Genomic DNA, 25,281 nt, shown 5'->3' on the forward strand with positions numbered 1-25,281 from the left:
TCTTTTTTCCCCCCCTTAACTATAGTGGAGAAAGCTGGATTCGCTATTGGTTCACCCAGAGGCCAAGCGACCAATTACAGCCCCTGTGCCACTTTCCTTTTCATATGGAAAAGGGCGGATTCGCTACTGGCTCCATACGGACCAAGCGACCAAATACAGTCCGTACTTCTTTGCGACTTTCATACCTATATTTTACACATAAGTGACAAAATTCGGCAATCATATATTCATAGTCTATTAGATTTAATTCACAGGTAGTTCCAAAGGACTAGCACTATCCTCACACCAGTGCGGCCAGAATGGCTTTCTGAGCGTGGAGGCGATTCTCCGCCTGGTCAAAGATAAACGAGCGGGCTCCGTCGATTACGCCGGCCGTCACTTCTTCGCCGCGATGTGCAGGCAGGCAGTGCAGGAACAGGTAGTTTGGATCTGCAAGAGCTACCAGTTCTTCGTTGACCTGATAGTCTGCGAAAGCTTTCAGACGCACCTCGTTTTCAGCTTCAAAGCCCATGCTGGTCCATACGTCAGTGTAGACCGCATCCGCACCCGCCACTGCTTTTGCCGGGTCGTGCGTCACCATCAGGGCGCCTCCGTTTTGCTGCGCATATTGCTTCGCTTTCTCAACGATAGCGCTGTCCATTTCATAGCCGGCCGGAGTCGCCACCCGCACGTCCATTCCGAGCAAAACAGCCGCCAGTACCAGTGAATTGGCTACGTTGTTTCCGTCGCCGACGTATGCCAGCTTGATTCCTTTCAGCTTCCCTTTGTGCTCCCAGATCGTCAGCATGTCAGCCAAGGCCTGGCAAGGATGATACAGGTCGGTCAAGCCGTTGATGATCGGGATGGTGGCGTGCTCCGCCAGCTCTTCCACATACGAGTGCGAGAACGTGCGGATCATGATCGCATCGACGTAGCGCGAAAGCACCTTGGCCGTATCGCTGATTGGCTCGCCGCGACCGAGCTGCAGCTCTTTCCCGCTGAGGAACATGCCCATGCCGCCCAGCTGATACATGCCTACTTCAAAAGAAACACGCGTCCGTGTCGAAGCCTTGTCGAAAATCATGCCAAGCGTTTTGCCTTGCAGAGGCTGGAACGGCTGTCCCAGCTTCTGCAAATGCTTGACGTGAGCCGCCAGATGCAACAGCTCCATCAATTCTTCCCCGTTGAACTCGTCGATTCTGAGCAGGTCCTTTCCTTTATGCTTGCTGAGCGGCAAGCTTGGAAAGTGTTCCAATATCTTCACTGGCTGCATGAGAGCCACCTCTTTTCTCCTGAATGGATTTCACGTACAAATCGAATGTCTCCACCGCCGAAAACAGCGGCACGCCATGCTGTACCAGGCGTCCGCGAATCGCGAATCCGGTGCGCCCCTGGCGATTTCCGACAGTAGCCGTCACCAGAGCAAATGCCGCCTTTTCCTTTTGCAGCAGCTCGATCAGCTTGGCTTCGTCCGCAATGACATGGCTGACGGCTACCCCGTTTGCTTGCAGCCATTCGGCTGTGCCAAGCGTCGCCGCAAGTACAGCCCCCTCTGCTTTCAGCTGCGCCAGCGTCCTGCCCACGCCTCCCTGCTTGTCGGCGTCTTTCAGCGACACGATGACGGTGTGGCCAGCCTTCCAGTCTCCGTACCATTTGTCTTTGAAAGCGAATGCCTTGCCTGCCGCCTCGGCAAAGGTGCGTCCCAGACCGAGCACTTCGCCGGTCGATTTCATTTCCGGCCCCAGCACCGGATCGACTCCGTTCAGCTTCACCGTGGAGAATACCGGCGCTTTGACGACAGCGAACGGGATGTCCGGCAAAAGTCCCGTACGGTATCCCATGTCCGCCAGCTTCCCGCCCAGCTGCGCCTGAACCGCCAGCTGCACCATCGGAATGCCGGTTACCTTGCTCGTGATCGGAACCGTACGCGATGCGCGCGGGTTCACTTCCAGCACGTACACGGTGCTGCCGTCGATCACAAACTGAATGTTGATCAGGCCGACCGCGCCCATTTCCTTCGCGATCGCCTCGGTATAGCGGGCGATCTTTTGCTTGATTTCGTCGGAGAGACCAGGTGCAGGGAAAAGCGCCACGCTATCCCCGGAGTGAATCCCCGCTTTTTCGACATGCTGGAAAATGCCTGGAATAATGACGCTCTCACCGTCGCAGACGGCGTCCACTTCCGCTTCCTGGCCCGGCACGTATTTATCCACCAGCAGCGGGAAGAACGATTTGCTGTCAGGGTGGTTCAGCCATCCGTTGATAGTGGCAGCCAGCTCTGCATGGTCGTGAACGACTGCCATACCCTGGCCTCCAATCACGTAAGACGGACGCATCAGCACCGGAAAACCGACCTCTTCAGCGATGGCCGTCGCTTCCTCCAGCGAGGATACGCCTTTCCCAGGGATGTGCGGGATGTCCAGCTTGCGCAGCATTTCGTAGAAAAGCTCGCGGTCTTCCGCACGCTCGATGGCCGACAGGGACGTGCCCAGCACTTTCAGACCCGCTTTCTCCAGCTTGGCTGCCAGATTGATCGCCGTCTGGCCGCCGAATTGCACCATGACCCCTTCCACCTGCTCGCGCTCGGCGATGTGCAGTACGTCTTCCGCGTGAAGCGGTTCAAAATACAAATGGTCCGCCGTTTCATAGTCCGTACTGACGGTCTCCGGGTTGTTGTTTACGACGACCGCAGCGATGCCGTTCTTTTGCAGCGATTTGGCCGCGTGCACCGAGCAGTAGTCAAACTCAATCCCTTGCCCGATGCGGATCGGACCGGATCCGAGCACCATGATCTTGCGTCCGGTCAAGGCTTCGACTTCATCGACGCCTTGCCAGTCGGAGTAGTAATAAGGCGTCTGCGCGTCAAACTCCGCCGCGCATGTGTCCACGATTTTGTACGTCGGCGCAATGCCTGCCTTGTCTCGCATTTGTTTGATCGCGGCCGCATCCCGACCGGTCAGGGCAGCAATCGTCTCGTCCGCGAATCCGCGGCGCTTCGCTTCGAGGAGCAGCTCAAGCGGCAGATCGCCGCCTTCGCAGCATGCCAGCTCGAGCTCCAGGTCGACGATTTTGCGGAGACTGCGCAGGAAGAACCGATCGACTCCCGTCAGACTGTGCAGCTCTTCTTCCGTAAAGCCTTTGCGGATCGCCTCCGCGAACACGAACAGACGGATGTCCGTCGCCTCTTGCAAGGCATGAGACAGCTCCTCGCGCGTCCACGAAGCCAGCTCCGGCCGGGACAGATGCGTGCAGCCCTGCTCGAGGGAACGCACCGCTTTCAGGAGTCCTGCCTCCAGATTGCGTGCGATGGACATGACTTCGCCGGTCGCCTTCATCTGCGTCCCCAGCTTGCGGTCGGCGAGCGGGAACTTGTCAAACGGGAAGCGCGGGATTTTCACTACGACGTAGTCCAGCGACGGCTCGAAGCTCGCGTACGTATAGCCGGTGATCGGATTCAGCACCTCGTCCAGCCCGTAGCCAAGTGCCAGCTTGGCCGCGATCCGTGCAATCGGGTAGCCGGTCGCTTTGGATGCGAGCGCACTGGAACGGCTCACCCGCGGGTTTACCTCAATCAGGACATACCGATCGGAATGCGGGTCAAGCGCGAATTGGATGTTGCAGCCGCCAACGACGCCCAAGGAACGGATGACCTTGGTCGATACGCTGCGCAGCATTTGGTACTGGCGGTCCGTCAACGTCTGGGAAGGTGCCACGACAATGCTGTCTCCCGTGTGGATCCCGACCGGGTCCAGGTTTTCCATATTGCAGACGATGATGCAGGTGTCGTTGGCATCCCGCATCACCTCGTATTCGATTTCTTTCCAGCCCTTTACGCTGCGCTCGATCAGCACCTGGCCAATCGGGCTGGCTGCGATGCCGCCCGCAGCCACTTTGCGCAAAGTCGGTTCGTCTGCGGCGATGCCGCCTCCTGCGCCGCCAAGTGTATACGCCGGACGCACGATGACGGGATAGCCGATGGAATTTGCAAACGCGATGGCTTCCTCGACGGATTCGACCGTTTCGCTCTCCGGCACAGGCTCGCCGATTCTCTGCATCAGCTGCTTGAACAGCTCGCGGTCTTCTCCGTTTTCGATCGCAGCAAGGGGTGTCCCCAACAGCTCTACGTTGTATTTTTCCAAAACGCCCGCTTCCGACAGGGCAACCGCCAGATTGAGACCGGTTTGGCCGCCGAGAGTCGGCAACAGGCCGTCCGGGCGTTCCTTGGCGATGATCGCTGTCACGGAATCCACGGTGAGCGGCTCCAGGTACACCTTGTCGGCCACCTGTTCATCCGTCATGATCGTGGCCGGATTGTTATTCACCAGGACGACCTGCACGCCTGCCTCCTTCAAGGAAAGGCAGGCCTGCGCGCCCGCATAGTCAAATTCTGCTGCCTGGCCGATCACGATCGGCCCGGAACCGATAACCAACACCTTATGGATGTGAGACAATTTAGGCATAATTCTTCGCTCCTACTACGCGCATGGATTGCATGAATTGGTGGAAAATATGAGAAGTGTCGCTAGGTCCGGGATGTGCTTCCGGGTGAAACTGCACGCTGAAAACGGGCAGGCTCAGGTGGCGAAGTCCTTCGACCGAGCCGTCGTTGACGTTGCGATACGAAACAACCAGGTGACGTTTGTCCAGAGCCTCTTCTTTGACCACATACCCGTGGTTTTGTGAAGTCAGATACACTTTGCCCGTCGTCAGGTCTTTGACCGGATGGTTGCTGCCGCGATGGCCGTACGCGAGCTTCTCGGTCTTGCCGCCGTACATGAGCGCCAGCACCTGGTGGCCCAGACAGATGCCCAAGGTCGGGTACTGCTCCACCGCTTTGCGCCATTCGCTGCAGTACGCGAGCAGGTGCTCCGGATCCCCGGGGCCGTTGGAAAACAGCAGGCCGTCCGGCTGCAGCGCCTTGATTTGCGCATACGTCGCATCAAACGGAACTACCGTCACGCGGCATCCCAGCTCCAGCAGCGCATCGAGGATCGACTGCTTCATCCCCAGATCTACCAGCACGACATGCTCTCCCGTACCCGGGTAGCGCTCGACTTGCTGGGTGGATACATTCGCCACGAGCGACTTTTTGGCGTGTTTGTACCGCATCGCCGCGACTTCCTGCGCCTCGAGAGGGTGATCGGAAATGACTCCGAAAACAGGGCCGTCTTGACGTACCCGCTTGGTAATCGTCCGGGTATCGATGCCGGCCAGAATCGGAAAGCCGAAATCCTCGGCTGCTTCCGCCAGCGTTTTGTTCGATTCGTAGTGGCTCGGCTCCATGCAGAGCTCGCTGACGATCATGCCGGTCAAGGCGGGTTTTGCCGCTTCGTAGTCTCTTTCGTTAATTCCGTAATTGCCGATCAACGGATACGTGAAGGTAACGATCTGCCCCGCGAAGGACGGGTCTGTCATCACTTCCTGATAACCGGTCATTCCTGTATGAAAAACCACTTCGCCAAAGCCGGTGATGGGTGCTCCGTACAACGTCCCCGTGAACACTTCCCCGCTCTCCAGCGTGAGATATCCGATCCCTAGTCCTTTTTTCTCTGTACTCATCTATGAAAGCCACTCCTCTCCAAAGGGCACACTTACCGAGAATTTATGCAACTCTTTGTATTAATATACATTTGAAATTATAAAAATGCAACGAGTTTTTTGTCCTTTCCCACTCGTTGCATTTTTCCAATGCACGCACTATTTCCTTTTTACGCCTGGGACAGCCCTTCGCTCAAGGCGGCTACTGCCTGCTTCACTTCCGCTTCCGTCGTGATGAAGGAAGGGAGAAGCCTGACGACGTTCGGCCCTGCCGTAAGCAAAATGACGCCTTTCTTTTCACGGGCGTAGTTTACTGCACCCGCTGCCGGGACGGTCAGCTCTACTCCCAGTAACAGCCCTTTGCCTCGCACCGTTACCACCTTGTCCGGATGGGCGGCTTTGAGCTGCTCCAGCTCCTGGACCAGCAGCGCATGAACTTTCGCCACTTGCTGAAGGATGTTCGCTTCTTCCATGGCCTCCAGCGTCGCGATGCCCGCGGTCGTCGCCAGCGGGTTGCCGCCAAATGTGGTACCGTGGGTGCCCGGAGCAAATGCTTCCGCCACTTCTTTGGTAGCCACCATCGCTCCGATCGGGAATCCGCTGCCCAGCCCCTTCGCCAAAGAAATGGCATCCGGCTTCACGCCGTACTGCTGGAAGGCAAACCAGCTTCCTGTGCGGCCGATACCGGTCTGAATCTCGTCGACCAGCAGAAGCAGTCCATGCTCGTCGCAAAGTTCACGCAGCCCTTTTACCCACGCCTCCTCGGCAGGATGGACGCCGCCCTCGCCCTGGATCAGCTCCAGCATGATGGCGCAGGTCTTGTCGGTGATAGCCGCCTTTACCGCTTCCAGATCATTGTATGCCACGGTGACGAACCCTTGCGGCAATGGAGCGAATCCGTCCTTTACCTTGTCCTGTCCGGTCGCCGTGAGGGTCGCGAGCGTCCGTCCATGAAACGATTGCGCAAACGTGATGATCTCAAAGCGGTCCGTCCCTTTCACTTTTTGCGCGTAGCGGCGAGCCAGCTTGATCAGTCCCTCGTTCGCCTCCGCCCCGCTGTTGCAGAAAAAGGCTTGGTCCAGTCCGGACAAGCGGCTCAGCTTTGCCGCCAGGATCGCTTGCTGCGGAACATGAACCAGGTTGGAGCAATGCCACAGCGTATCGAGCTGTTCGTGGAGCTTGGCGGTTACTTTGGGCGGAACGTGCCCGAGAGACGTGACCGCGATGCCGGACGTAAAATCGAGGTACTGCTTGCCCTGGTCGTCCCACACCTGGTTTCCTTGGCCCTTGACCAGGCTGATCGGCCATCTTGCATAGTTATTCATGAGATGAAGCGGCGCTGCAATGGTGCTCATATGGGGTCCCCTCCCTATTGTGGTTGATTCACGTTCATGCGTACGGTCGTGCCTGCTGCTTCGCCCGCGCATACCGCAAGCAGATCGTCTGCAGTCCCCCGGCAGATGACGACCTGATCGACTCCTTGGCCGAGCGCATCCAATGCCGACTGAACCTTCGGAATCATTCCGCCGGTAATGATTCCTTCCTCTATCATTTGCCCGATTTCCTCCGCGCTCGTCTCCTGCACGAGCGACTTGCCGCCATCCGGCTGCGGCCGCAAAATGCCAGGCACGTCGGTCACCATGACCAGCTTCTCCACTGACAGTGCCGCCGCGATCACGCCAGCCGCCACATCCGCATTGACGTTGAAGGATTCTGCCCCATCCGCGCTTACGGACAACGGAGCGATGACCGGTACGTAGCCTTGGCTGAGAATCGCGAGGGGAATGGACGTATCCGCTTTCTTTACTTCGCCTACCCAGCCCAGCGGTTTGGATGTCTTCTCCGCGATCAGCGTTTGCCCGTCGATCCCGCTGACGCCCCATGCTTTCGCACCTGCCGCCGTCAGTCTCCGTACCAGCGCCTTGTTGATGCTGCCGCACAACACCATCTCCACAATGCGCAGCGTATCTTCGCAGGTCACGCGCAAGCCGTCGACGAACTGCGGAGTGATCTGCACCCGGTCGAGCATGCCGTTGATCGCCGGCCCTCCGCCGTGGACGATGACGATCGGCTTGCCCTCAGCCTGCAGCTTGGCGATTGCCTGAAAAAACGTATCCGGCAGCTGATCCATCGTAGACCCGCCGCATTTGATGACAATGATGCCTTGCATCCGCTCTCCTCCTCTTTACGGGAACACCGGCACGAGTGGCAATCCGGCTTTCTCGGGGAACTGGAACATGACGTTCATGTTTTGCACCGCCTGACCCGCCGCGCCCTTCACCATGTTGTCGATGACGGACAGCAGGATGATCCGTCCGGTGCGCTCGTCGACATGAGCGGCGATGTCGCAGTAATTGGAGCCGAGGACTTCTTTTGTACGAGGCTGGCTCCCGGCAGGCCGGATCCGCACGAAAGGTTTATCCGCATACGTCGACTCCAGCAGCTCCTGGACCTGCTCCTGGGTCACCTTCGTTTCCAGCTGCCCGTATGCCGTCACCAAAATGCCCCTCGTCATCGGAACAAGATGGGGAGTAAACTGGACGAACGATTCCACTCCGGACTGTCTCGCCAGCTCCTGTTCGATTTCCGGTGTATGCTGATGCTTGGATACTTTGTACGCATGGATGCTTTCGTTGATTTCGCTGTAATGGACTCCCAGATTCACGCCCCGCCCTGCTCCCGATACTCCGGACTTGGCATCCACGATCCAGCTGCCCGGCTTCACCCAGCCGCTGCGTGTGAGCGGGATCAACGCCAGGAGCGTCGCTGTCGGATAGCACCCGGGATTGGCGACGAGACTGGCGCCGGCCACTTGCTCCCGGTTCCACTCGGTCAAGCCGTAGGCCGCTTTTTGCACCCACTGAGCAGGGGCCGGCTCCCGTTTGTACCAGGTGCGGTACGCCTCAGCGCTTTCCAGGCGAAAATCTCCGGACAAATCAATCACTTTAGCTTTGCCGAGCTCCATCAGCTGCGGTGACAGCCCCGCGCTTACCCCTGCCGGAGTCGCCAGAAAAACGACATCGTTATCTTCGCTCATGCTCTGCGCATCGATGGGCATCAAATCCGGCAAGCCCAGTCCGCTCACATGCGGAAACGATTTGTCGAACGCTTCGCCCTCGGCGGAGCTTGAATACAAGTTGGCGATTTGCACATGCGGATGCCCCGCCAGCAGACGAATCAATTCCGCTCCGCCGTAGCCAGTTGCCCCGACTATCCCGACCCGAACCATAAGATCTCTCCCCTTCTCCCACGATTTCTGTATTTTTATACATGAATAATAATAAAAATTCACACGGAATACAACCCTAAAAAACGCCGGCATGCAAAAAAGCGCCCGATGGGTACCGGACGCTTTCGCGGGTGAACGCTATTTATTTCTTGTCTGCGAGCCATGCAGCAATCGTATCGGCATCGGAGCCTTTTACCAATCCAGCCGGCATCGCGCCTTTTCCGTTTTGCAATATGGACAATATCTGATCTTTGCTTAGCTGACTTCCGATCTTTTGAAGATTGGGTCCAACTGCGCCTTCCAGCGATTGTCCGTGGCAGCCGGCACATGTGTTTTTGAACAGTGCCTCTGCTGTTGCGGCATCGTAGCTGCCCGACGGAGCCGTCGTGGACGGTGTTTCCGTCGAAGGTGCGGTTCCGGTTGAGGGCGTGGTTCCTGTCGAAGGCGTCGTTCCAGTTGAAGGCGTGGTTCCCGTCGATGGCTGATTCGCCGGCGGCTGAGTCTGCTTGCTCGTGCCGCAAGCGCTTAGCGAGAATGCGAGTACAGCCGCAACCACAGCGAGTGAGAAGCGTTTCATGGGCTGTTTCCTCCTTTGCTAGATAATTCTTCGCTAAGTATGCCTCACGCGGGTCCAACTCATTCCTTCCGAATCAAAGAAGTTATGCCAGCGGGAATTCCAGCGGACTCCATTCGCGCAGCTCCAGGGTGCGAGCGCCTTGCGCGACTACCGGATCTGCCTCCGCCAGCTTTCGCGCTTCCTCCAGAGATGCTGCCTTGTAGATGACGAGACCGCCTTCCTTATCCGTAAATGGGCCTGCCATGAATACCTTGTCTTGCTTATACAGGTCATTCAGATAGTCCAGGTGAGCGGGTCTTATTTTGGCGTTCAGTTCCTGGTCGATAATCGGTAAAAACGCTACGTACAGCATGTGGCACTCTCCTTTGAACTGCGTTATTTGTTCGTCTGCGGCTGCCGTTTTTACTCCTGGGCAATCACCGCATCCCTTTCCAACTTACCACTTGGCCGACAAGCCGGTAAACCTTTTTTGGCTCTGAACCACGTTTGCTTTCACCGCTCGCCCGGTTCGACGAATTGGAGCAGCTCGCGGTCCGGTCCGTAAAAGAGGATCGTCCTCCCGCCGTCCAGCGCGGGCATGGGTTCGTCTGTCTTGAATGTAATCCCTTTTTCCCGATAATGGCGAATGGCTTCTTCGATATCGTCCACCGTAAAGGCTAGATGATTGACGATGCCATGCTCCGCATAATTCTCCATCGGCTGCAAGTCACGGATCAGCTCGATCTCAAAGCCCGGCTGGTCTTCGTGAAACAAAAACGTCATCTCCCGTACGGCATTCTGCCCCCGGAGCCTCACCTGATACCCGAACATGCTGCTGTAAAACGCGATGGATCTGTCCATATCCGTGACCATCATGGCCACATGCTCCGCTTTTTTGATCATGAGCTGTCCTCCTGTAAGGCTTGTCTATTTTCCCAAAATTTTATCACTTCCACAGGAGCCTGCCTACCATTGAGCCCTTCTTTTGCGCCAAAAAAGGCGAGGAATTCTCCTCGCCCTCTGTCCATCCCTTATCGATTGATTTGCGAACGCAAATACGCATCGATGAAAATGTCAATTTCTCCGTCCATGACAGCCTGCACGTTGCCCACTTCCACGTTGGTGCGGTGATCTTTGACCAGGCTGTACGGGTGAAAGACGTACGAACGAATCTGGCTGCCCCAGGCGATGTCCTTTTGCTCGCCCTGAATCGCTGCGATCGTTTTTTCCTGCTCTTCCCGTTTGCGCTCAAACAGCCTTGCTGTCAGCATTTTCATCGCCCGCTCGCGGTTTTTGATTTGGGAACGTTCTGTCTGGCAAGTCACGACGATGCCTGTCGGCAAATGGGTAATCCGGACTGCGGAGTCTGTCGTGTTGATGTGCTGACCACCTGCGCCGCTGGAGCGGTACGTGTCGATCTTGAGGTCTTCCGAGCGAATCTCTACGGAGGTGTCGTCTTCAATCTCCGGCAGGACGTTGCAGGAGACGAAGGAAGTATGCCGGCGCCCGGAAGCGTCGAATGGCGATATCCGTACGAGTCGGTGGACCCCCTTTTCTGATTTTAAGTACCCGTACGCATTGTGCCCTTTGATCAACAGCGTCACGCTCTTAACCCCTGCTTCGTCACCTGGCAGGTAGTCCAATGTTTCCACTTTGAAGCCTTTGGCGTCGCCCCAGCGTGTATACATGCGCAGGAGCATCGACGCCCAATCCTGGGACTCCGTACCACCCGCACCAGGGTGCAGCTCCAGGATCGCGTTGTTCTTATCGTACTGGTCGCTCAGCAGGAGCTCCAGCTCAAAGCTCTCGAAAGCCTTTTTCAGTTCCTGGGTGCTGTCGTACAAATCCGGGATGAGGGACCGATCTCCCTCCTCGATGACCAGCTCCAGCATCACTTGCAGGTCTTCGTATTGGGAATCCAGCTTGCCCATCGTTTCGACGAGGCTTCTGATGGCGTTCAGCTCGCTGATGGTTTTTTGCGCCGCATCGTTGTCGTCCCAGAAGTCCGGGGCCAGCATGCGCTCCTCCAGTTCGCCGATTCGCTCTTCTTTTACTGGGAGGTCAAAGAGACCCCCTGATATCTGCTAAACGCTTAGCCATACTGGACATCTCTTGCTTGATGTCCGCAATATCGATCAATGCCATGCTTTAAAACCACCTTCTCTTTACGTAAGCTTACGTTTATTGTATCGTAATTTGCCAGATCCGCAACCTGACAGAGTGCCGGGAGACGGGGAAGGTGAGTTTTCAGCCAGCGAATTTGCGGGTCAAGCCCGCGTCCCGGCTGGCGGCGAGGGCGAGGATCTCAGGTCTCGGATCTCGAGAGACGAGGCTCTCTCCGCTTGCGGCGGCTTGACGAGCGTCAGATGCGCAGCTCTGGGTTCAACCGAACGTTTGCGTGCTTTTGTATGTTTATTCACTTTTTTCCCGGGTGTATTTCGCTGGATTATCGGCTCTGGATTCTCTTTTTCCGTCAGCGCTTTGGGCTCGGCGAGCAACCCGTTCATCCAAAGCGGCTCCGGTATTTCCGAGATCACCCTTTCTTCGGCGAAGACAGGATCTCGGGCGGTAAATACTTTCAACTCGGCTTCTGCCGATGTTTCATCATGGATGACTTGCATGGATCTATTTTCTTTTCCGACTCGCAGCACCGCTTTCAGAGTAACGGCGATTCGCTCCAGAATGTTTACTGCCTGTATACCCATCACGTTGACTGACGTTTTCATGATTGATTCCTCCGTCATCTTCGTTATTTGGAAAAGTGTTGTACTTACGATTCTATGTGATTTTGCAAGGATTTCCACAAGAATCGTTCGATGGCTTTTTCCAGTGTTAGACAAATCGACGTGCCTATGCCGACGAGGAACTAGGGATCGGGACGAACGCTGTCTACCCGAAAGGAATGAAGCAGAAAAAAACCTCCGAGCGCGAAAGCTCGGAGGTCGGGTGAAACGATCAGTCGGTAAGCGCCTCGTAAATGTTTGCCTCACCGGCGCCAAAATACTTATCCTGCCCGTTTTTGCCGAAATCCAGTGCGGTCTTTCTGATCAGCGCGGCTACCTGCGAAGGCTTGTAGTTCGGATGCTCGGCCTTGATGACCGCAGCGATCCCGGCTACTTTGGGCGCAGCCATCGATGTGCCGTGCATGAACGCGTACCCTTTCAAATTGGAAGTGAAGTAAGGAGGCAGGTACGTAGGCCATGTCGACAGGGTGCGGTAGCGGAAGTCCCGTTTGTCGAGGTAATCGCCTTTGGGGTCTTCGCGGTACAGCTCGTCGTATTCCGGACCGTTGTCTCCGCCCGGTGCCGCAATATCGATCGGATTGCCGTAGTTGGAATAGAAGGCGACCTTGTCGTCCGACCATTCGACGGAGGACGATACCGTGATGACTCCGGGGAGCTGTGCCGGCACGACTCGGGAAGGCCCCTTGATGTCCAGGCCGTACGTCTCCTTCCAATATTCTCGCATATCGTGGAGGTCGCCCAAATTCCTCGAGTCGTTTCCGGCCGCTACCACAACCGTGACGCCCTTCTTCACCGCATATTGAACCGCCCGATGGTACGCGACCATGGAAGCGGAGTCACCTTTTTCGCCGTAATTATGAGCCATCCAGCGCCAGCCGCCCAGCGACATGTTCACGACATCCACCTTGTCGTTCGCTGCCGTCACCAGTGCATTGGTGATCCACGATTGCTGCGCCCCTCCTGTCGCCCCGAAAACGCGGTAGGCACGCACGGTCAGCCTGGGTCCAATCCCCAAAACCTTGCCGTCTGCAGCGATCGTCCCTGCCACATGGGTGCCGTGTCCATTTTCATCCCAAGCGTCTTTCGTCCCGGGAACAAACGTTTTGCTCCCTTTCTCGTCCGCATTTTTCCGCAGGTCCGGATGGTCAAAGTCCAAACCGGTATCGATGATGCCTACCACGGTTTTGGAGTTGCCCTCGCTTATTTCGTGGGAGGCGAAATCGTTGGTGACCCGCTTCACGTCCCATTGCAAATCGTGGTAATTTTGATCCGGATCATCCCAGTCAGGCTGCGGAATATCCGTGATTGGCTGGCCGTCTGCCGCATCCGGCTCCTCTTCGTCCAGGAAGACTTCCAGCTCCTTTTCTGCTGCGAGTACGTCACTGGAGGCACTGAGCTTGTCCAAAAAGTCTGGATCGTCGGAGCTGGCAGACACAATGCCGATATCCTCGACGACTGTCTCCACGCTTCCACCCGCTTCCGCGATCTGCTCCTCAAAATCGTCCGGCAGGCTTTCCTTCTTGAAGGCAATCAGATAGGAGGTTTCTTTGCTTTTGCCTTGTACGGGCGCCTGAACGGCGGAAAGCACAGATGCTGCCAGCCCAAGCACCAGAGCGGAATTCAAGAGTACAAGCTTCAGTGATTTCTTCAATGTTCATTCCCCCAATCCATTAGTAAACGCTTATCTCATTGTAAAATTTTCCATGATCTTGCTCCAGACAAACCCTTCGATTCTTTCCCCGAGGAAATGACAGAAAGCACAAAAAAACATCCCTTTCCTCCAGCTTTTGCTGTCGGAAAGGGATGGATCTGTTGACTTAGGTTCTTTTACTGGTTGCGTTTGTTGCTGCGGCGGCGCTCCTGCTCTTCGGCACGGCGCTGCGCGCGATTTTTCGGATCCGCATCTCCGGACGTATCTTTGTCCGGGCGTTCGGATGGTCCGGAGGTCTGCAGCTGATCCGGATCCATTCCTTGTCCGCGGATGACATCCTGACGCTCCAGGTTTTGGCTGACCTCCGCTTTCATGATGTACATCGCCACTTCTTCTTCGACGGCTGCAATCATGGACTGGAACATTTCGTAGCCTTCAAACTGATATTCGCGCAGCGGATCGTTTTGACCGTAAGCGCGCAAGTGAATCCCTTGACGCAGCTGATCCATCGCATCGATGTGATCCATCCACTTGCTGTCTACCGCACGCAGGATGACCACTTTCTCGAACTCGCGGATCATCTCGCCGATTTCCTCTTCGCGCTTCGCGTACTGCTTGTCGATCTCGTTTTTCAGGAGCTCGCGAATCTCTTCCGCTTCTTTGCCTTTCAGCATTTTCACGGTGATGGTCTCATCATGCAGGAACATATTGTTGGCTGCATCCGCCAGCGCTTGCAGGTCCCAATCCTCCGGCACCTCTTCTTTCGGGCAGTGAATCTCAATGTTGCGGTCCATGACACTGTACAGCATGCCCAGCGCGATCTCGCTCAGGTTTTCCTTCTCGAGAATGTCGCGGCGCTGCTTGTAGATGACCAGACGCTGCTGGTTCATGACGTCGTCGTATTGGAGGACGCCTTTACGAGCATCGAAGTTGGAGCCCTCTACCCGTTTCTGGGCGGACTCGACAGCGCGTGTAACGAGACGGCTCTCGATCGGCATGTCTTCTTCCATGCCCAGACGATCCATCATGTTCATGATGTTGTCGGCACCGAATCGGCGCATCAGCTCATCCTGCATCGAAAGGAAGAACTGGGAGGAACCCGGGTCCCCTTGACGGCCGGCACGACCGCGCAGCTGGTTGTCGATCCGACGGCTTTCGTGACGCTCCGTACCGATGATGTGCAAACCGCCCAGTTCCGCTACCCCTTCCCCGAGCTGAATGTCCGTACCGCGCCCAGCCATGTTGGTCGCGATCGTGACGGCTCCGTATTGACCGGCGCGCGCTACGATCTCGGCCTCGCGAGCATGCTGCTTCGCATTCAGGACGTTGTGCGGAACGCCTTTTTGCTTCAGCATTTGCGACAGGCGCTCGGAGTTTTCGATGGAGATGGTACCCACCAGAATCGGCTGGCCCTTTTTATGGCGCTCTACGATGTCGTTCACAACGGCACGGTACTTCGCCGCTTCCGTCTTGAACACCAGGTCGGGCAAGTCGACGCGGGCTACCGGCTTGTTTGTCGGAATCACAACAACGTCCAGTCCGTAAATCTTTTTAAATTCTTCTTCTTCCGTTTTCGCCGTACCGGTCATCCCGGACAGCTTTTGGTACATGCGGAAGTAGTTTTGCAGCGTAATCGTCGCGAGCGTCATGCTTTCGCTCTGTACACGCAGGCCTTCCTTGGCTTCGATCGCCTGGTGCAGACCGTCGCTGTATCGGCGTCCCACCATCAGGCGTCCGGTGAATTCGTCGACGATCACCACTTCGCCTTCCTGCACCACGTAGTCTACGTCGCGCTTGAACAGGACTTGCGCCTTCAAGGCAGCCGTGATGTGGTGGTTGAGTGTGATGTGCGCGGTGTCGTACAGGTTTTCGATATTGAAAGCCTGCTCGACCTTGCTGACACCTTCGTCCGTCAGGGAGACGATCTTCAGCTTTTCGTCAATGGTGAAGTCTTTTTCCTGCTCCAATCGCTTCACGAAGTGCGAGCAGATGTAGTACAGCTCCGTCGAGCGGTTGGCCGAACCGGAAATGATCAGCGGCGTACGCGCCTCGTCGATCAGAATGCTGTCCACCTCGTCGATGATGGCGTAGAACAGCGGACGCTGAACCATCTGTTCCTTGTACAGCACCATGTTGTCGCGCAAGTAGTCAAAGCCGAATTCGTTGTTGGTACCGTACGTGATATCACACGCATAGGCAGCCCGCTTTTCTTCCGCGGACAATCCGTTCTTGTTGAGACCTACGGTGAGGCCGAGGAAATTGTAGAGCTGACCCATGATGGTCGAGTCGCGCTCCGCCAAGTATTCGTTCACGGTAACGACGTGGACGCCTTTTCCCAGCAAGGCGTTGAGGTACGTCGCCAGCGTCGCAACCAGCGTTTTCCCTTCCCCGGTCTTCATCTCGGAGATGCGGCCTTCCTGCAGGACCATACCACCGATCAGCTGAACGTCAAAGTGCCTCATGCCGAGAACCCGCTTGGAAGCTTCCCGAACGACGGCAAAGGCTTCGTTCAAAATATCGTCCAATTCTTCCCCGTTTTGCAGGCGGGCTTTAAAATCCGCTGTCTTCTCCCGCAACTGCTCATCGGAGAGTGCCGCTATACTTGGTTCCAGCGCATTGATCAATTCCACGCGCTTAAACATTTTTTTGACTTCGCGCTCATTGCTATCGCCAAATATCTTTTTAACGAGTCCTAACATGAGGACACCCCTTCCATATGCTCCCAAGGCAAGATAAGTCTTTCGTCTCAGATTGGGAGGGTTCCACATACCCCATACGGGATACAGATTCTCCGAAAATAAACTCTCTCTAAAAATCTATTCTAACAAATAAATTCGCCTATGCACAAGTAAAGGGAGTTGCAGGTAGCAACTCCCTAGTCTTATACGTGTGATAGCCTGATAAGTTTCGTTATTTTGGTTCGATCAAACCGTAGCGTCCGTCGTTGCGGCGGTAAACCACGCTCACATCGTTCGTATCGCTGTTTTGGAATACGAAAAAGCTGTGTCCCAGCATATCCATTTGCATGACCGCTTCATGCGCGTCCATCGGCTTTAAATTAAAACGCTTGGTGCGTACGATATTGATGTCTACGTCTTCCTCGTTGCCTTCATCTGCGAGAGCCACAGCTACCGGCTGACTTTCGCGCCCGGCGGCTTTGTTCATAGATTCAACTCGCAATTTTCGCATCAGTTTGGTTTTGTGCTTGCGAATCTGACGTTCCAGTTTTTCTACCACCAGATCGATAGCAGCGTACATGTCCTCATGCGTTTCCTCAGCTCGGATAATGACCCCTGCTAGCGGAATCGTTACCTCGATCGTGCCCTCCCCCCGTTGAACCCTCATGGTTACCTGGACATCGGTGGGCTGTGGTGCTTCGAAGTATTTTTCGAGACGGCCGACTTTCTTTTCCACATACTCTTTAAGTGCTGCGGTGACTTGAATGTTTTCTCCACGAATGTTAAATTTCATGGTTCCAACCTCCTTCCGTCTATTTAAGAATATTCGCCGGAATTGTAAATAATCCTCCTGTTTGGCTTCGAAAAGACTAAACAAAATATTTACAATCCAGCGACAATCGACAGAATTTTACCAATACTTACTAGATTCCCTATGCTATAATACCTAGTAGTCACTCCACTTACTTCCCATTCGCGGTCGTACATCGCACAGGAGGAATCCTCATGGCAGAGGTGAAACCTTCCCATTCCCTTATCGGCACTACACTCGCACAAGACGTCTACAATGAGTACGGACTGCTGCTTTTGCCCGCCGGGGCCGTCCTGCATCCGAGTGACATACGGCTCCTCGAAGCCCATCAAGTGGGCAGTGTTCATATCGCTGCCACACAGGAAACCGCCCAGATGCCTTTCCCTGTCTTGCACTGGAGCGAAGCGCAGGCCGCTCGCGAATACGTGCTCGCCGTGCAGCAGACCAAGGGGCTTTTCAAACAGATCGCATCCGGTTCCCTGCCTTCCCTGGGTCAATTTCGCGATACCTTCTATCCGTTGCTCGACCAGGTGCTCCAGCGCTGGGGCTTTCTCCGCTTCATTTATTTGAAAGAAGGCACAGAGGACTACACCTACCGCCATTCTCTCCATGTCGGCATCGTCGCCGCGCTCATCGGCAAGCTGATGGGGAAGTCGGAAGAAGAGATTTATCTTTTGGGGCAAATCGGACTGCTGCACGACGTAGGAAAAATAATGATTCCCGATGAGCTGCTCTCCAAGCCGGAGCGCCTGACGGATGAGGAATATGCAATCATGAAGCGCCATACCGAGTACGGCTACGAGCTGATCCGTTCCATGGACGGAGCAAGCGAGCTCATGGCTTTGTGCGCGCTTTTGCACCACGAGCGCCTGGATGGGACGGGATATCCGGAGCGCAGGCGAAAGGACGCCATCCCGTTCGAATGCCAGATCATCAGTGTGGCAGACGTATTCGATGCCATCTGCACCGATCGGGTGTACAGGCGAGGCACCTCGCCTTTTGAAGCTGCGTCCGTCCTGTGGGAACAGGCCTGCCTTGGCAAGCTCAATCCTGCCATCGTCTCCCCGTTCATCCATTACATCGTCATGCTGTACGTCGGCTCCCGAGCCGTTTTGAACAGCGGCGAGGATGTAGAGATTATCATGATCCATACTGATGAGCCGATTCGCCCGCTCGTGCGTCGCGGGGAGGAGTATCTCGACCTGCGGCTCCACCGCAGCCTGCACATCCAGAAAATGATCGGCTGAACATAATAATCCCCCTGCACCCGTCAACCGGGCCAGGGGGATTTTCGTTTTCTACAGTTTGACTACATTGGCTGCTTGTGGGCCGCGATCGCCTTCCACAATGTCAAATTCTACGGCCTGGCCTTCTTCCAGCGTACGAAAGCCATCGGACTGAATGGCCGAGAAGTGGACGAACACGTCGTCGCCGTCCTCCCGCTCGATAAATCCAAACCCTTTTTCTGCGTTAAACCATTTAACTTTGCCTTGCATGAAACAGCACAACCCTTTCTTTTGCAAAAAATTAGGATAAGTATCCTGCGTGGTTCGTTTCTAGTTTACCCAAAATCCAGATCCCCATTCCCTTTATTTGGGGGAATATCGTTTCTCCAGGCCTCTGACGACGACGCGCGAGAGGAACAAGGTCAGGACCAGATAGATGGCACCGGCGGTCAGGTACGGAGGATAGCGCTCGAATGTGTTTTTCGCTACGCTGAAAGCCGCATAGCCCAGCTCCGGTGTCGAGATGATCGCCAGCAAGGAAGAATCTTTGAGAAGTGCGATAAACTCGTTCCCCAGCGCAGGAAGCATTCGCATAAACGCTTGGGGAATGACGATCAGCCTCATCCCCATCCCTTTCGTCATGCCCAGCGAGCGAGCCGCCTCCATCTGCCCGGGATCGATCGACTGGATCCCTGCTCGGAAAATTTCCGCGATATACGCCGCTGCGTTCAACGTCAAGGACACAAAGCCGGAAAAGATGGCTTCCGGTACCTTCGCCTCGGGAAAAAACAGCCCCCAGATGCCGGGAATGACGGCAGTATGGATCAGCAGGATTTGCAGAAACAAAGGGGTGCCGCGGAACAGCTCGACGTAAATGGCCGCCGGCACCTTGAAGTAAACCCTGTCCGACATCTTCCCCAGCCCGATGAACAACCCCAGGATGGTCCCGCAGACGACAGCGACAGTGGTCAGGAGAATCGTATTTTGTACGCCTCGAATAAATAATTCCTGATATTGCGAGATAACGCCCCAGTTCAAGCCCATACCTCCTCTCCAGCTGATGTCTGCGCACAAGGAACGGGCACGCCATTAGACGTACCCGCCCTGCGCATTGCCACTGCCCTTATTGACCGAAATACTTGTCGTTGATTTCCTTCAGCTTGCCGTTTTCCTTGATGGTTTTCAGCCCCTGGTTGATTTTGTTCAGCAGTTCGGTATTGCCCTTTTTCACGATGATCCCGTAGTGCTCGACTTCGAAGGTATCGTCTTTTACCAGCTTGAATTTCTTGTCCTTCACTTTTTTCGCGTAGTCTTGCAGCACAGCATTGTCCGCTACGACAGCGTCCACGCGCCCGATAAAGAAGTCGTCGACAGCAGACGGCGTATCGTCATAGCCCTTGAGTCCTTCATATGTGTCTCCAAACGCTTTTTTCACGACCTGCTCGCCGGTCGTCGCAGACTGTACCCCGATCTTCTTGCCCTTCAGCTCAGCCAGCTTGGTGACCGGCGAATCCTCCGGCAGAAGGATCAGCTGATTGGCATCGAAGTAGGAATCGGAGAAATCGTATTTCTGCTTCCGCTCCTCCGTGATCGTCACTGCGGAAATCCCCAAGTCGACATTGCCTTTGTCGAGGCCGTCAAACAGTGGATCCCACCCGGTGTTTTTGACCTCGATCTTGAAGCCGGCGGCATCTGCTACCGCCTGGACTACTTCGATGTCAAAGCCGGTGATTTTGTCCCCCTCCATTTTTTCAAAAGGAGGATAAGCTGCGTCCGTTCCCACTACGAAAACTTTGTCCCCAGCCCCGGCTCCCGATCCAGACCCGCCTCCCGAGGCTTGCTGACCGCCCGAACCACAGGCCGAGACCATCAGTCCGACCCCTACGGTCAACGCTAACGTTGCCAGCCACTTTTTCCCGATCTTCACCTGAAAAACCCCCTTGTTTCTATCTCTGTTTCTTGATTTGTCCCCAGCGATGTCCACATCCCGATCGCCTGTTTCTTGCGTTCTCCACAAGATTATCCACAATATCCACATGGAGTTGTGCACAAGCTGGGCACGACAATTTCCCTCTCGTTTCACGGCCTTTTGATCCGGGACGCGGACCAGTGACCTGCACCGAGGCGAAAAATTGCCTGAAAAAAAGAAAGATTCCTGTCAGATATACTTCTCTCTGATACACAGGAATCCTTCTTTGGAACTAAATTATTTGCAGAAAAATATGAATTATTCTTTTTCCGCTAAAATGATAATCTCAACTCTCCGATTCCGCGAGCGGTTCTCCTCGTTGGAATTATCCACGAGTGGCTTGTATTCGCCCAATCCCGCCACGGTAAATCGCGAGGAAGGTAAAGTGTATTCATCAACCATTTCCCGCATTACCGCAATAGCGCGCCCCGTCGAGAGCTCCCAGTTCGTTTTGTACGGACTGTGGGCGATAGGGACGTCGTCCGTATACCCTTCGATCCGCACCCGGTTGCCAAAGCGCTTGAGCACCCCCGCTACCGTCCCGACGACTTGCTTGCCTTGCGCTCTCAGCTCCGCCGAACCGCTCGCGAACAGGATGCTGACCGGCAGCCGAATTCTCAGCCCTTCTTCGGTCTCTTCAAAATCGAGGTTCAATTCGGCCAATGCGGAGGAAAGCTGTGTCCGTACGGTTTCCATATCGCGCTCAGCCGCATCCGTGTCCACCGACCCGATCGGCGGAGCCGGCTTGGCGGTTGGCACATCGGGCTGCTCGCTCTGTGTCCCCGCCAGCGAGTTTTTCTTCGCCTCCAGCTCATGCACTTCCCGCTGCAGCTCCAGCTTTTGCAGATTCAACAGGTCCAGGCTTTCATGGACTTGCTGCAGCGTCGCCTGCTGCTGTGCCGTTTCTTTTTTGGCCTCTTCCCGCTCGACCTGGATATTGGCCTTCTGCGACGCCGCAATAATCACCACAATGACAAACAACAGCGTTATCAGGTCGCTATAGCTGAGCAGCCAGCTTTTTTCCAGCTCCTTTTCATCGTACAGGCGGTCATCAAGCATAGCGATCCTGCCTTTCAATCGTTCCTTTCACGCTGCCCGCCTCTTTGATCAGCACCAGCTTCTGATCGCCCGGCAGGAACGAGTTCAGTTTTTCGAACAACAGGCGCGGCGTCTCCATCCGCTGCAAGCCGACGCACCCTTCGATAAACAGGCGCTTTTCAAACATTTCCCGGTCATACAGATCCATCAGCCGGTAGTAGCACGGCAGCGCGAACAGGTTGGCCAGGAGCGCTCCGTACAGCGTCGCAACGACGGCTGCACTCAAGCTGTGACCCGTCACCGTAAAGTCGGAGAGCGATTTCAAGACCCCGGTCATCCCGAGCAACGTCCCCACGAGCCCCATCCCCGGCGCCAGCAAGCTGATCAGCCGAAAAAAGCCTGCGGACTGCTGGTAGCGGTACTGCTCGCCTTTCAGCTCGTTTTCCAGGATGAGGCGCAGCTCGTCCTCCGGCACGCCTTCGATCGCCAGAAGGCTGCCGCGCTGGACGAACGAGTCCTTCTCGTTCTGCAGCTCCTTTTCGAGCGCGATATATCCCTGTTCCTTTTGAACGAGCGCATAATAGTAGAAGCGCTTGATCGTCTCCTCGACGTTGCTCTCGCGCCCGTGGATCAACAGCCGGGCGATCTTTTTCAGATCGAGATGCTTGCGCTTGATCGCGTAGGAAATCACGACGGCGAGCGCGACCAGCTCGATGGCTGTCGGGTTCAGCAGATCGGCGAGGCTGCCGTTCAGGTAGACCGCGTGGATGAAGATGAGGAGGACGGCTCCTACCAGGAGGAGAGAGCGGCGTTTTGTGGTCTGAAAAACATTCATAACTATTGGTCAACCCCTGCATGATTAGTAAGTACCCAAACTTTTTACTCTATTCCTACTCCTGATACTATCCGATAACAGAGTTATAGGGAAAGAGGTGAAATCATGAATATCAATCAGCTTCATCAAGCTATCAACCTCAGTTTGCAAAAGCAGGTGCAAGATGCAGCAGCCACCCAGGCTGCGGTAATGCTGCAGGACTTCGCTCAGACGCAATCCAACATCAGAGCTGCTGAAGCGCCTCACCCTACTCTAGGAAAAACCATTGACATCCTTACCTAAAAAAACGGTCGAGAAATCGACCGTTTTTTCATGATTATTTTTTTTGGTCAAAGAATGAGCTGAAGTAGGCAATATTCGAGTAATGGTTATACTTCTTCACCGTATTTTTCGTACTCGTGATACTGCCGATTTTTTCACCCAATGTCTCTTTTCTGCCGTTCATTACCGGCTCCAGACGCTGATCAATGGCATATGCCTTGGCAATGTAGTTTCTCTTCTGGTCCTCAGACAGGGCCGTGCCACGATCGATGAGCTCTGATAGCTGATCCATTGTTTGTTGCCTCTCATCAAGCAAGCGAGACCATTCGTCAGGCTCCGAGTTTTCATCTAAAACGGATGATTCAAGTGCTACCGTTTGATCCAAGATCGTTTGCAACAGGGCTTCCAGTTGGTTGTTCTCCACTCTAGTCACACCCTGCATCTCAACCCTGCTGTTTTGCGAGTTTCATCGCTTCTTTCCAAGTATCCCGGAATTGGATAAACAGATCCTCAACTTCATTCAAGATTTCGGTACTCTTTTTGAGGTTGGCTTCAATTAAACGGCGCATCATGTACTCATACATTGTCATAAATTGCTTCGAGATGGGAATGTCTCTATTCAATGTAATGATGAGTTCATTCAAAATGTCCTGAACACGAATATTGGCTTCGTGAGCTTGAGCAAATTGTCTCTCGCCTATGGAGTTTTTTGCCTGTCTGATAAATTTAATGGCGCCATTATACAGCATTAAGGTAAGTTCAGATGGGGTCGCTGTAGTCACTTGATTGTTTTGATAAGTTTTCGCAGGATTTTGTATCATAGACTCATAGCTCCCTTCTTCTTTTTATTGCATGAGATTCGCAAACCAGCCGCCCTGTGAGTTAAACTTGGAAATGGCAGTTTCCATTGCGGTGTACTGTTTCCAATATCGATTCTCAATTTTTGCCAATCGGTCTTCCCATGTATCAATATCCAAATCCAGCTTTTTTAAATTTAACCCGATTGTACTTGTGTCAGCTGTGGAGCCCGATCCACTGCTGCCCGCCTTTTCAGTAATTTGCTTCATGGAATCGTTAATTTGGCTATAGAGACGCTCAAAAACCCCGGATTGCTGGAATTTTTGTTCGGGAGTAGTTGCAGAGCTGCCCGGTAGTTTCGTCAATAATTGAATAACCTCATCGGGATTCGTGGTTAATGCCTCTCTCAGTTTGTCCTCATCCACGTACAGCTTTCCTTTTTCGTAGTAATTCTTCGTGGTGATACCAATTTTACTCATATTATCGTACTTCGTAAGTCCAGGAACGGACGTATTAAAGCTACTACGCATAGAGGATACTGCAGAACTTAGAATAGAATCTCTCCGGAGAATTCCACTTTTCGCTTTATCTTCCCATTTTGAAATCTGGTCATCTGTCATATCAGAACGCTCTGAATCGATGAGCGGTTGATAACTCTTATAAACATCTTCTGTTAGCTTTTTATTGATCGTGTCAATTACAGAATTGTATTTGTCAATAAATTCTTTGATTGACGAAACCATAGAGTCCACGTCAGTGGTAACTGAAATGCTCACTGGCGAATTGGCAGCAGTTAATTGCTTTGCAGAGAACTGCATATTGTCGTAAGTAAAATTGTTGCTTGAAATTTTGAGGGTAGCTCCGTTGATAATCACTTCCCCCTCAACTAGATCTTTCCCTTTCGAAACACCTGATGCTGCAACTGTCGTGTCAATGGCACCAATACCTAAATTGTTGCTTCCACTCACATTGCCAATGGTGAAGTTACTCGCATCACCGGTCGACGTAGAAGTAAACACAATTTGATTGTTAAAGAAGCTTGCTTTTACTCCGGTCGTTCCGGATTTTTCATTGATGTCACTAATCACTTTTTCCACAGTATCTCCGCTAGAGACTGTAAAACTTGCCTCTTTTCCATCCACTCCGGAGTTAATAGAGAATGAAAAATCGGATCCTACTGTGCTAGAAGTGCTTGAAATGCCGCCTGATGTTTTAAAGACTGCAGAAGCCCCGGTGGCCGGCTCCGCAAGCTTGTTCACAGAAACCGTATAGGAAGAGAAAGAGGGTTTCCCACTCGACTTTACGCTTACGTAGGCATCTGAGCTTGAGGTAACTGCCTTTTTATTCGTATAGAACGATTCATACCGAAGATCACTTGCCTTCGTTCTTAGATCGAGTAACAACGTATTTATTTCTCGATAGGCAGTTTGCTGCCATTCTTGTTTCTGCTTCGTACGCTGCAATTTATAGAGCGGTGCACTTTCGGCTTTCATCAATTCCTTTACAATCTTCTCCGTGTCAAGCCCGGAAGCCATACCGCTAAAGCGGATTTGTGACATAATCGATTCCTCCTATCTCTTTTCATCTAAAAGCAAGCCATTCATCTCGTACATCTTGGCAACAATATCCAGCATTTTTTTCTGCGGGATTTCTCTTACCACTTCATTGGTCACATTATTGAGGACCTGTACATAGTACTCATTGAGTTTTTCGTGAAGTTGGAACTTGAGATGGGTAGAATTTGCATCGAGCCACTTGTTAATAGCCTCAACACTTTTCTCTAATTCTTTCTTCGTAACCGGTTTTTCTCCTGTGTTCTCAACGCTTGTTCGCCCAGTGCCGCCGGGAATTTCAGGACTTTCGGAAACATTTTTCTGTAAGTCGTTCGTGTTCATTCCTCTTCCCACAGTGTTAATTGCGTGATAGACCATTTTCCTTTCCCCCTAGCCGTTTATCCTTACCATTAGT

General features: G+C 54.0%; 25 protein-coding genes. 2 read left to right on the top strand and 23 right to left on the bottom strand.

Going from position 1 to position 25,281, the window contains the following annotated elements; genetic code table 11:
- Window positions 1-280: 280 nt before the first annotated feature.
- From argF to hpf, 14 genes are all read right to left on the bottom strand, one after another.
- Window positions 281-1,252, bottom strand: coding sequence for an ornithine carbamoyltransferase (argF, locus tag RGB73_RS27850; protein ID WP_310766495.1), 972 nt, complete (start codon window positions 1,250-1,252; stop codon window positions 281-283).
- A complete protein-coding gene (gene carB / locus RGB73_RS27855) occupies window positions 1,197-4,439 on the bottom strand; it encodes a carbamoyl-phosphate synthase (glutamine-hydrolyzing) large subunit (protein WP_310766497.1) in 3,243 nt (1,080 codons plus the stop codon). The genes argF and carB overlap by 56 nt, the downstream gene beginning before the upstream one ends.
- Window positions 4,432-5,538: a carbamoyl phosphate synthase small subunit gene (locus RGB73_RS27860; RefSeq protein WP_310766500.1), complete on the bottom strand. Its 1,107-nt coding sequence runs from the start codon at window positions 5,536-5,538 to the stop codon at window positions 4,432-4,434. Before RGB73_RS27860 ends, carB begins: the two co-directional genes overlap by 8 nt.
- A gap of 149 nt (window positions 5,539-5,687) precedes the next feature.
- Window positions 5,688-6,872 (bottom strand): aspartate aminotransferase family protein, encoded by a 1,185-nt coding sequence (locus RGB73_RS27865; RefSeq protein WP_310766503.1) that lies wholly within the window; start codon window positions 6,870-6,872, stop codon window positions 5,688-5,690.
- Between the two features lie 14 nt (window positions 6,873-6,886).
- Window positions 6,887-7,687 carry an acetylglutamate kinase gene (gene argB, locus RGB73_RS27870; protein WP_310766506.1) on the bottom strand — a complete coding sequence of 267 codons (801 nt, stop codon included), beginning with the start codon at window positions 7,685-7,687 and terminating at the stop codon, window positions 6,887-6,889.
- A 15-nt stretch (window positions 7,688-7,702) separates the two neighbouring features.
- Entirely contained in the window at window positions 7,703-8,746 is a 1,044-nt protein-coding gene (argC, locus tag RGB73_RS27875; protein WP_310766509.1) for an N-acetyl-gamma-glutamyl-phosphate reductase, read from the bottom strand.
- 142 nt (window positions 8,747-8,888) lie between these two features.
- The gene (locus tag RGB73_RS27880) at window positions 8,889-9,323 is read right to left on the bottom strand and encodes a c-type cytochrome (RefSeq protein WP_310766511.1); all 435 of its coding nucleotides are present in this window, start codon (window positions 9,321-9,323) and stop codon (window positions 8,889-8,891) included.
- A gap of 82 nt (window positions 9,324-9,405) precedes the next feature.
- Complete coding sequence (locus tag RGB73_RS27885; protein ID WP_310766514.1) at window positions 9,406-9,675, bottom strand: YciI family protein; 270 nt, start codon at window positions 9,673-9,675, stop codon at window positions 9,406-9,408.
- A 140-nt stretch (window positions 9,676-9,815) separates the two neighbouring features.
- Window positions 9,816-10,205, bottom strand: coding sequence for a VOC family protein (locus RGB73_RS27890; RefSeq protein WP_310766516.1), 390 nt, complete (start codon window positions 10,203-10,205; stop codon window positions 9,816-9,818).
- A 128-nt stretch (window positions 10,206-10,333) separates the two neighbouring features.
- Window positions 10,334-11,447 (bottom strand): peptide chain release factor 2 gene (prfB, locus tag RGB73_RS27895; RefSeq protein WP_310766520.1). Its coding sequence is split into 2 segments (ribosomal slippage): window positions 10,334-11,365 and window positions 11,367-11,447, totalling 1,113 coding nucleotides; the frame shifts between segments, so codons are not numbered across the junction.
- 122 nt (window positions 11,448-11,569) lie between these two features.
- Window positions 11,570-12,028 (bottom strand): hypothetical protein, encoded by a 459-nt coding sequence (locus RGB73_RS27900; RefSeq protein ID WP_310766522.1) that lies wholly within the window; start codon window positions 12,026-12,028, stop codon window positions 11,570-11,572.
- Between the two features lie 229 nt (window positions 12,029-12,257).
- Window positions 12,258-13,697: a S8 family serine peptidase gene (locus RGB73_RS27905; protein WP_310766527.1), complete on the bottom strand. Its 1,440-nt coding sequence runs from the start codon at window positions 13,695-13,697 to the stop codon at window positions 12,258-12,260.
- Between the two features lie 176 nt (window positions 13,698-13,873).
- Window positions 13,874-16,396: a preprotein translocase subunit SecA gene (gene secA / locus RGB73_RS27910; RefSeq protein ID WP_310766530.1), complete on the bottom strand. Its 2,523-nt coding sequence runs from the start codon at window positions 16,394-16,396 to the stop codon at window positions 13,874-13,876.
- A gap of 211 nt (window positions 16,397-16,607) precedes the next feature.
- Window positions 16,608-17,168, bottom strand: a complete 561-nt coding sequence (gene hpf, locus RGB73_RS27915) for a ribosome hibernation-promoting factor, HPF/YfiA family (protein ID WP_310766533.1) — start codon at window positions 17,166-17,168, stop codon at window positions 16,608-16,610.
- A 212-nt stretch (window positions 17,169-17,380) separates the two neighbouring features.
- On the opposite strand from hpf, the gene RGB73_RS27920 reads away from it, so the two are divergent.
- Complete coding sequence (locus RGB73_RS27920) at window positions 17,381-18,433, top strand: HD-GYP domain-containing protein (RefSeq protein ID WP_310766537.1); 1,053 nt, start codon at window positions 17,381-17,383, stop codon at window positions 18,431-18,433.
- A 51-nt stretch (window positions 18,434-18,484) separates the two neighbouring features.
- Here the strand turns inward: RGB73_RS27920 and RGB73_RS27925 are convergent, their stop codons facing one another.
- From RGB73_RS27925 to RGB73_RS27945, 5 genes are all read right to left on the bottom strand, one after another.
- Window positions 18,485-18,682, bottom strand: coding sequence for a cold shock domain-containing protein (locus RGB73_RS27925; protein ID WP_122906207.1), 198 nt, complete (start codon window positions 18,680-18,682; stop codon window positions 18,485-18,487).
- Window positions 18,683-18,775: 93 nt separating this feature from the next.
- Window positions 18,776-19,456 (bottom strand): amino acid ABC transporter permease, encoded by a 681-nt coding sequence (locus RGB73_RS27930; RefSeq protein ID WP_310766541.1) that lies wholly within the window; start codon window positions 19,454-19,456, stop codon window positions 18,776-18,778.
- A gap of 79 nt (window positions 19,457-19,535) precedes the next feature.
- A complete protein-coding gene (locus RGB73_RS27935) occupies window positions 19,536-20,339 on the bottom strand; it encodes a basic amino acid ABC transporter substrate-binding protein (protein WP_310766543.1) in 804 nt (267 codons plus the stop codon).
- A 300-nt stretch (window positions 20,340-20,639) separates the two neighbouring features.
- Window positions 20,640-21,440 carry an OmpA/MotB family protein gene (locus RGB73_RS27940; RefSeq protein WP_310766546.1) on the bottom strand — a complete coding sequence of 267 codons (801 nt, stop codon included), beginning with the start codon at window positions 21,438-21,440 and terminating at the stop codon, window positions 20,640-20,642.
- Complete coding sequence (locus RGB73_RS27945) at window positions 21,433-22,254, bottom strand: motility protein A (RefSeq protein ID WP_310766548.1); 822 nt, start codon at window positions 22,252-22,254, stop codon at window positions 21,433-21,435. Before RGB73_RS27945 ends, RGB73_RS27940 begins: the two co-directional genes overlap by 8 nt.
- 105 nt (window positions 22,255-22,359) lie before the next feature.
- On the opposite strand from RGB73_RS27945, the gene RGB73_RS27950 reads away from it, so the two are divergent.
- The gene (locus RGB73_RS27950; protein WP_310766549.1) at window positions 22,360-22,536 is read left to right on the top strand and encodes a putative motility protein; all 177 of its coding nucleotides are present in this window, start codon (window positions 22,360-22,362) and stop codon (window positions 22,534-22,536) included.
- A gap of 34 nt (window positions 22,537-22,570) precedes the next feature.
- On the opposite strand, the gene RGB73_RS27955 is transcribed toward RGB73_RS27950, so the two are convergent.
- From RGB73_RS27955 to flaG, 4 genes are read right to left on the bottom strand one after another with little or no spacing between them, the layout of a single operon-like run.
- Entirely contained in the window at window positions 22,571-22,939 is a 369-nt protein-coding gene (locus tag RGB73_RS27955; RefSeq protein WP_310766551.1) for a flagellar protein FliT, read from the bottom strand.
- A 19-nt stretch (window positions 22,940-22,958) separates the two neighbouring features.
- Complete coding sequence (fliS, locus tag RGB73_RS27960; RefSeq protein WP_310766554.1) at window positions 22,959-23,336, bottom strand: flagellar export chaperone FliS; 378 nt, start codon at window positions 23,334-23,336, stop codon at window positions 22,959-22,961.
- Between the two features lie 24 nt (window positions 23,337-23,360).
- Window positions 23,361-24,872: a flagellar filament capping protein FliD gene (fliD, locus tag RGB73_RS27965; RefSeq protein WP_310766556.1), complete on the bottom strand. Its 1,512-nt coding sequence runs from the start codon at window positions 24,870-24,872 to the stop codon at window positions 23,361-23,363.
- A gap of 12 nt (window positions 24,873-24,884) precedes the next feature.
- Window positions 24,885-25,244 (bottom strand): flagellar protein FlaG, encoded by a 360-nt coding sequence (flaG, locus tag RGB73_RS27970; protein WP_310766558.1) that lies wholly within the window; start codon window positions 25,242-25,244, stop codon window positions 24,885-24,887.
- Window positions 25,245-25,281: the final 37 nt, after the last annotated feature.

The sequence above is a fragment of the Brevibacillus brevis genome (assembly GCF_031583145.1).
Lineage (GTDB): Bacteria > Bacillota > Bacilli > Brevibacillales > Brevibacillaceae > Brevibacillus > Brevibacillus brevis_E.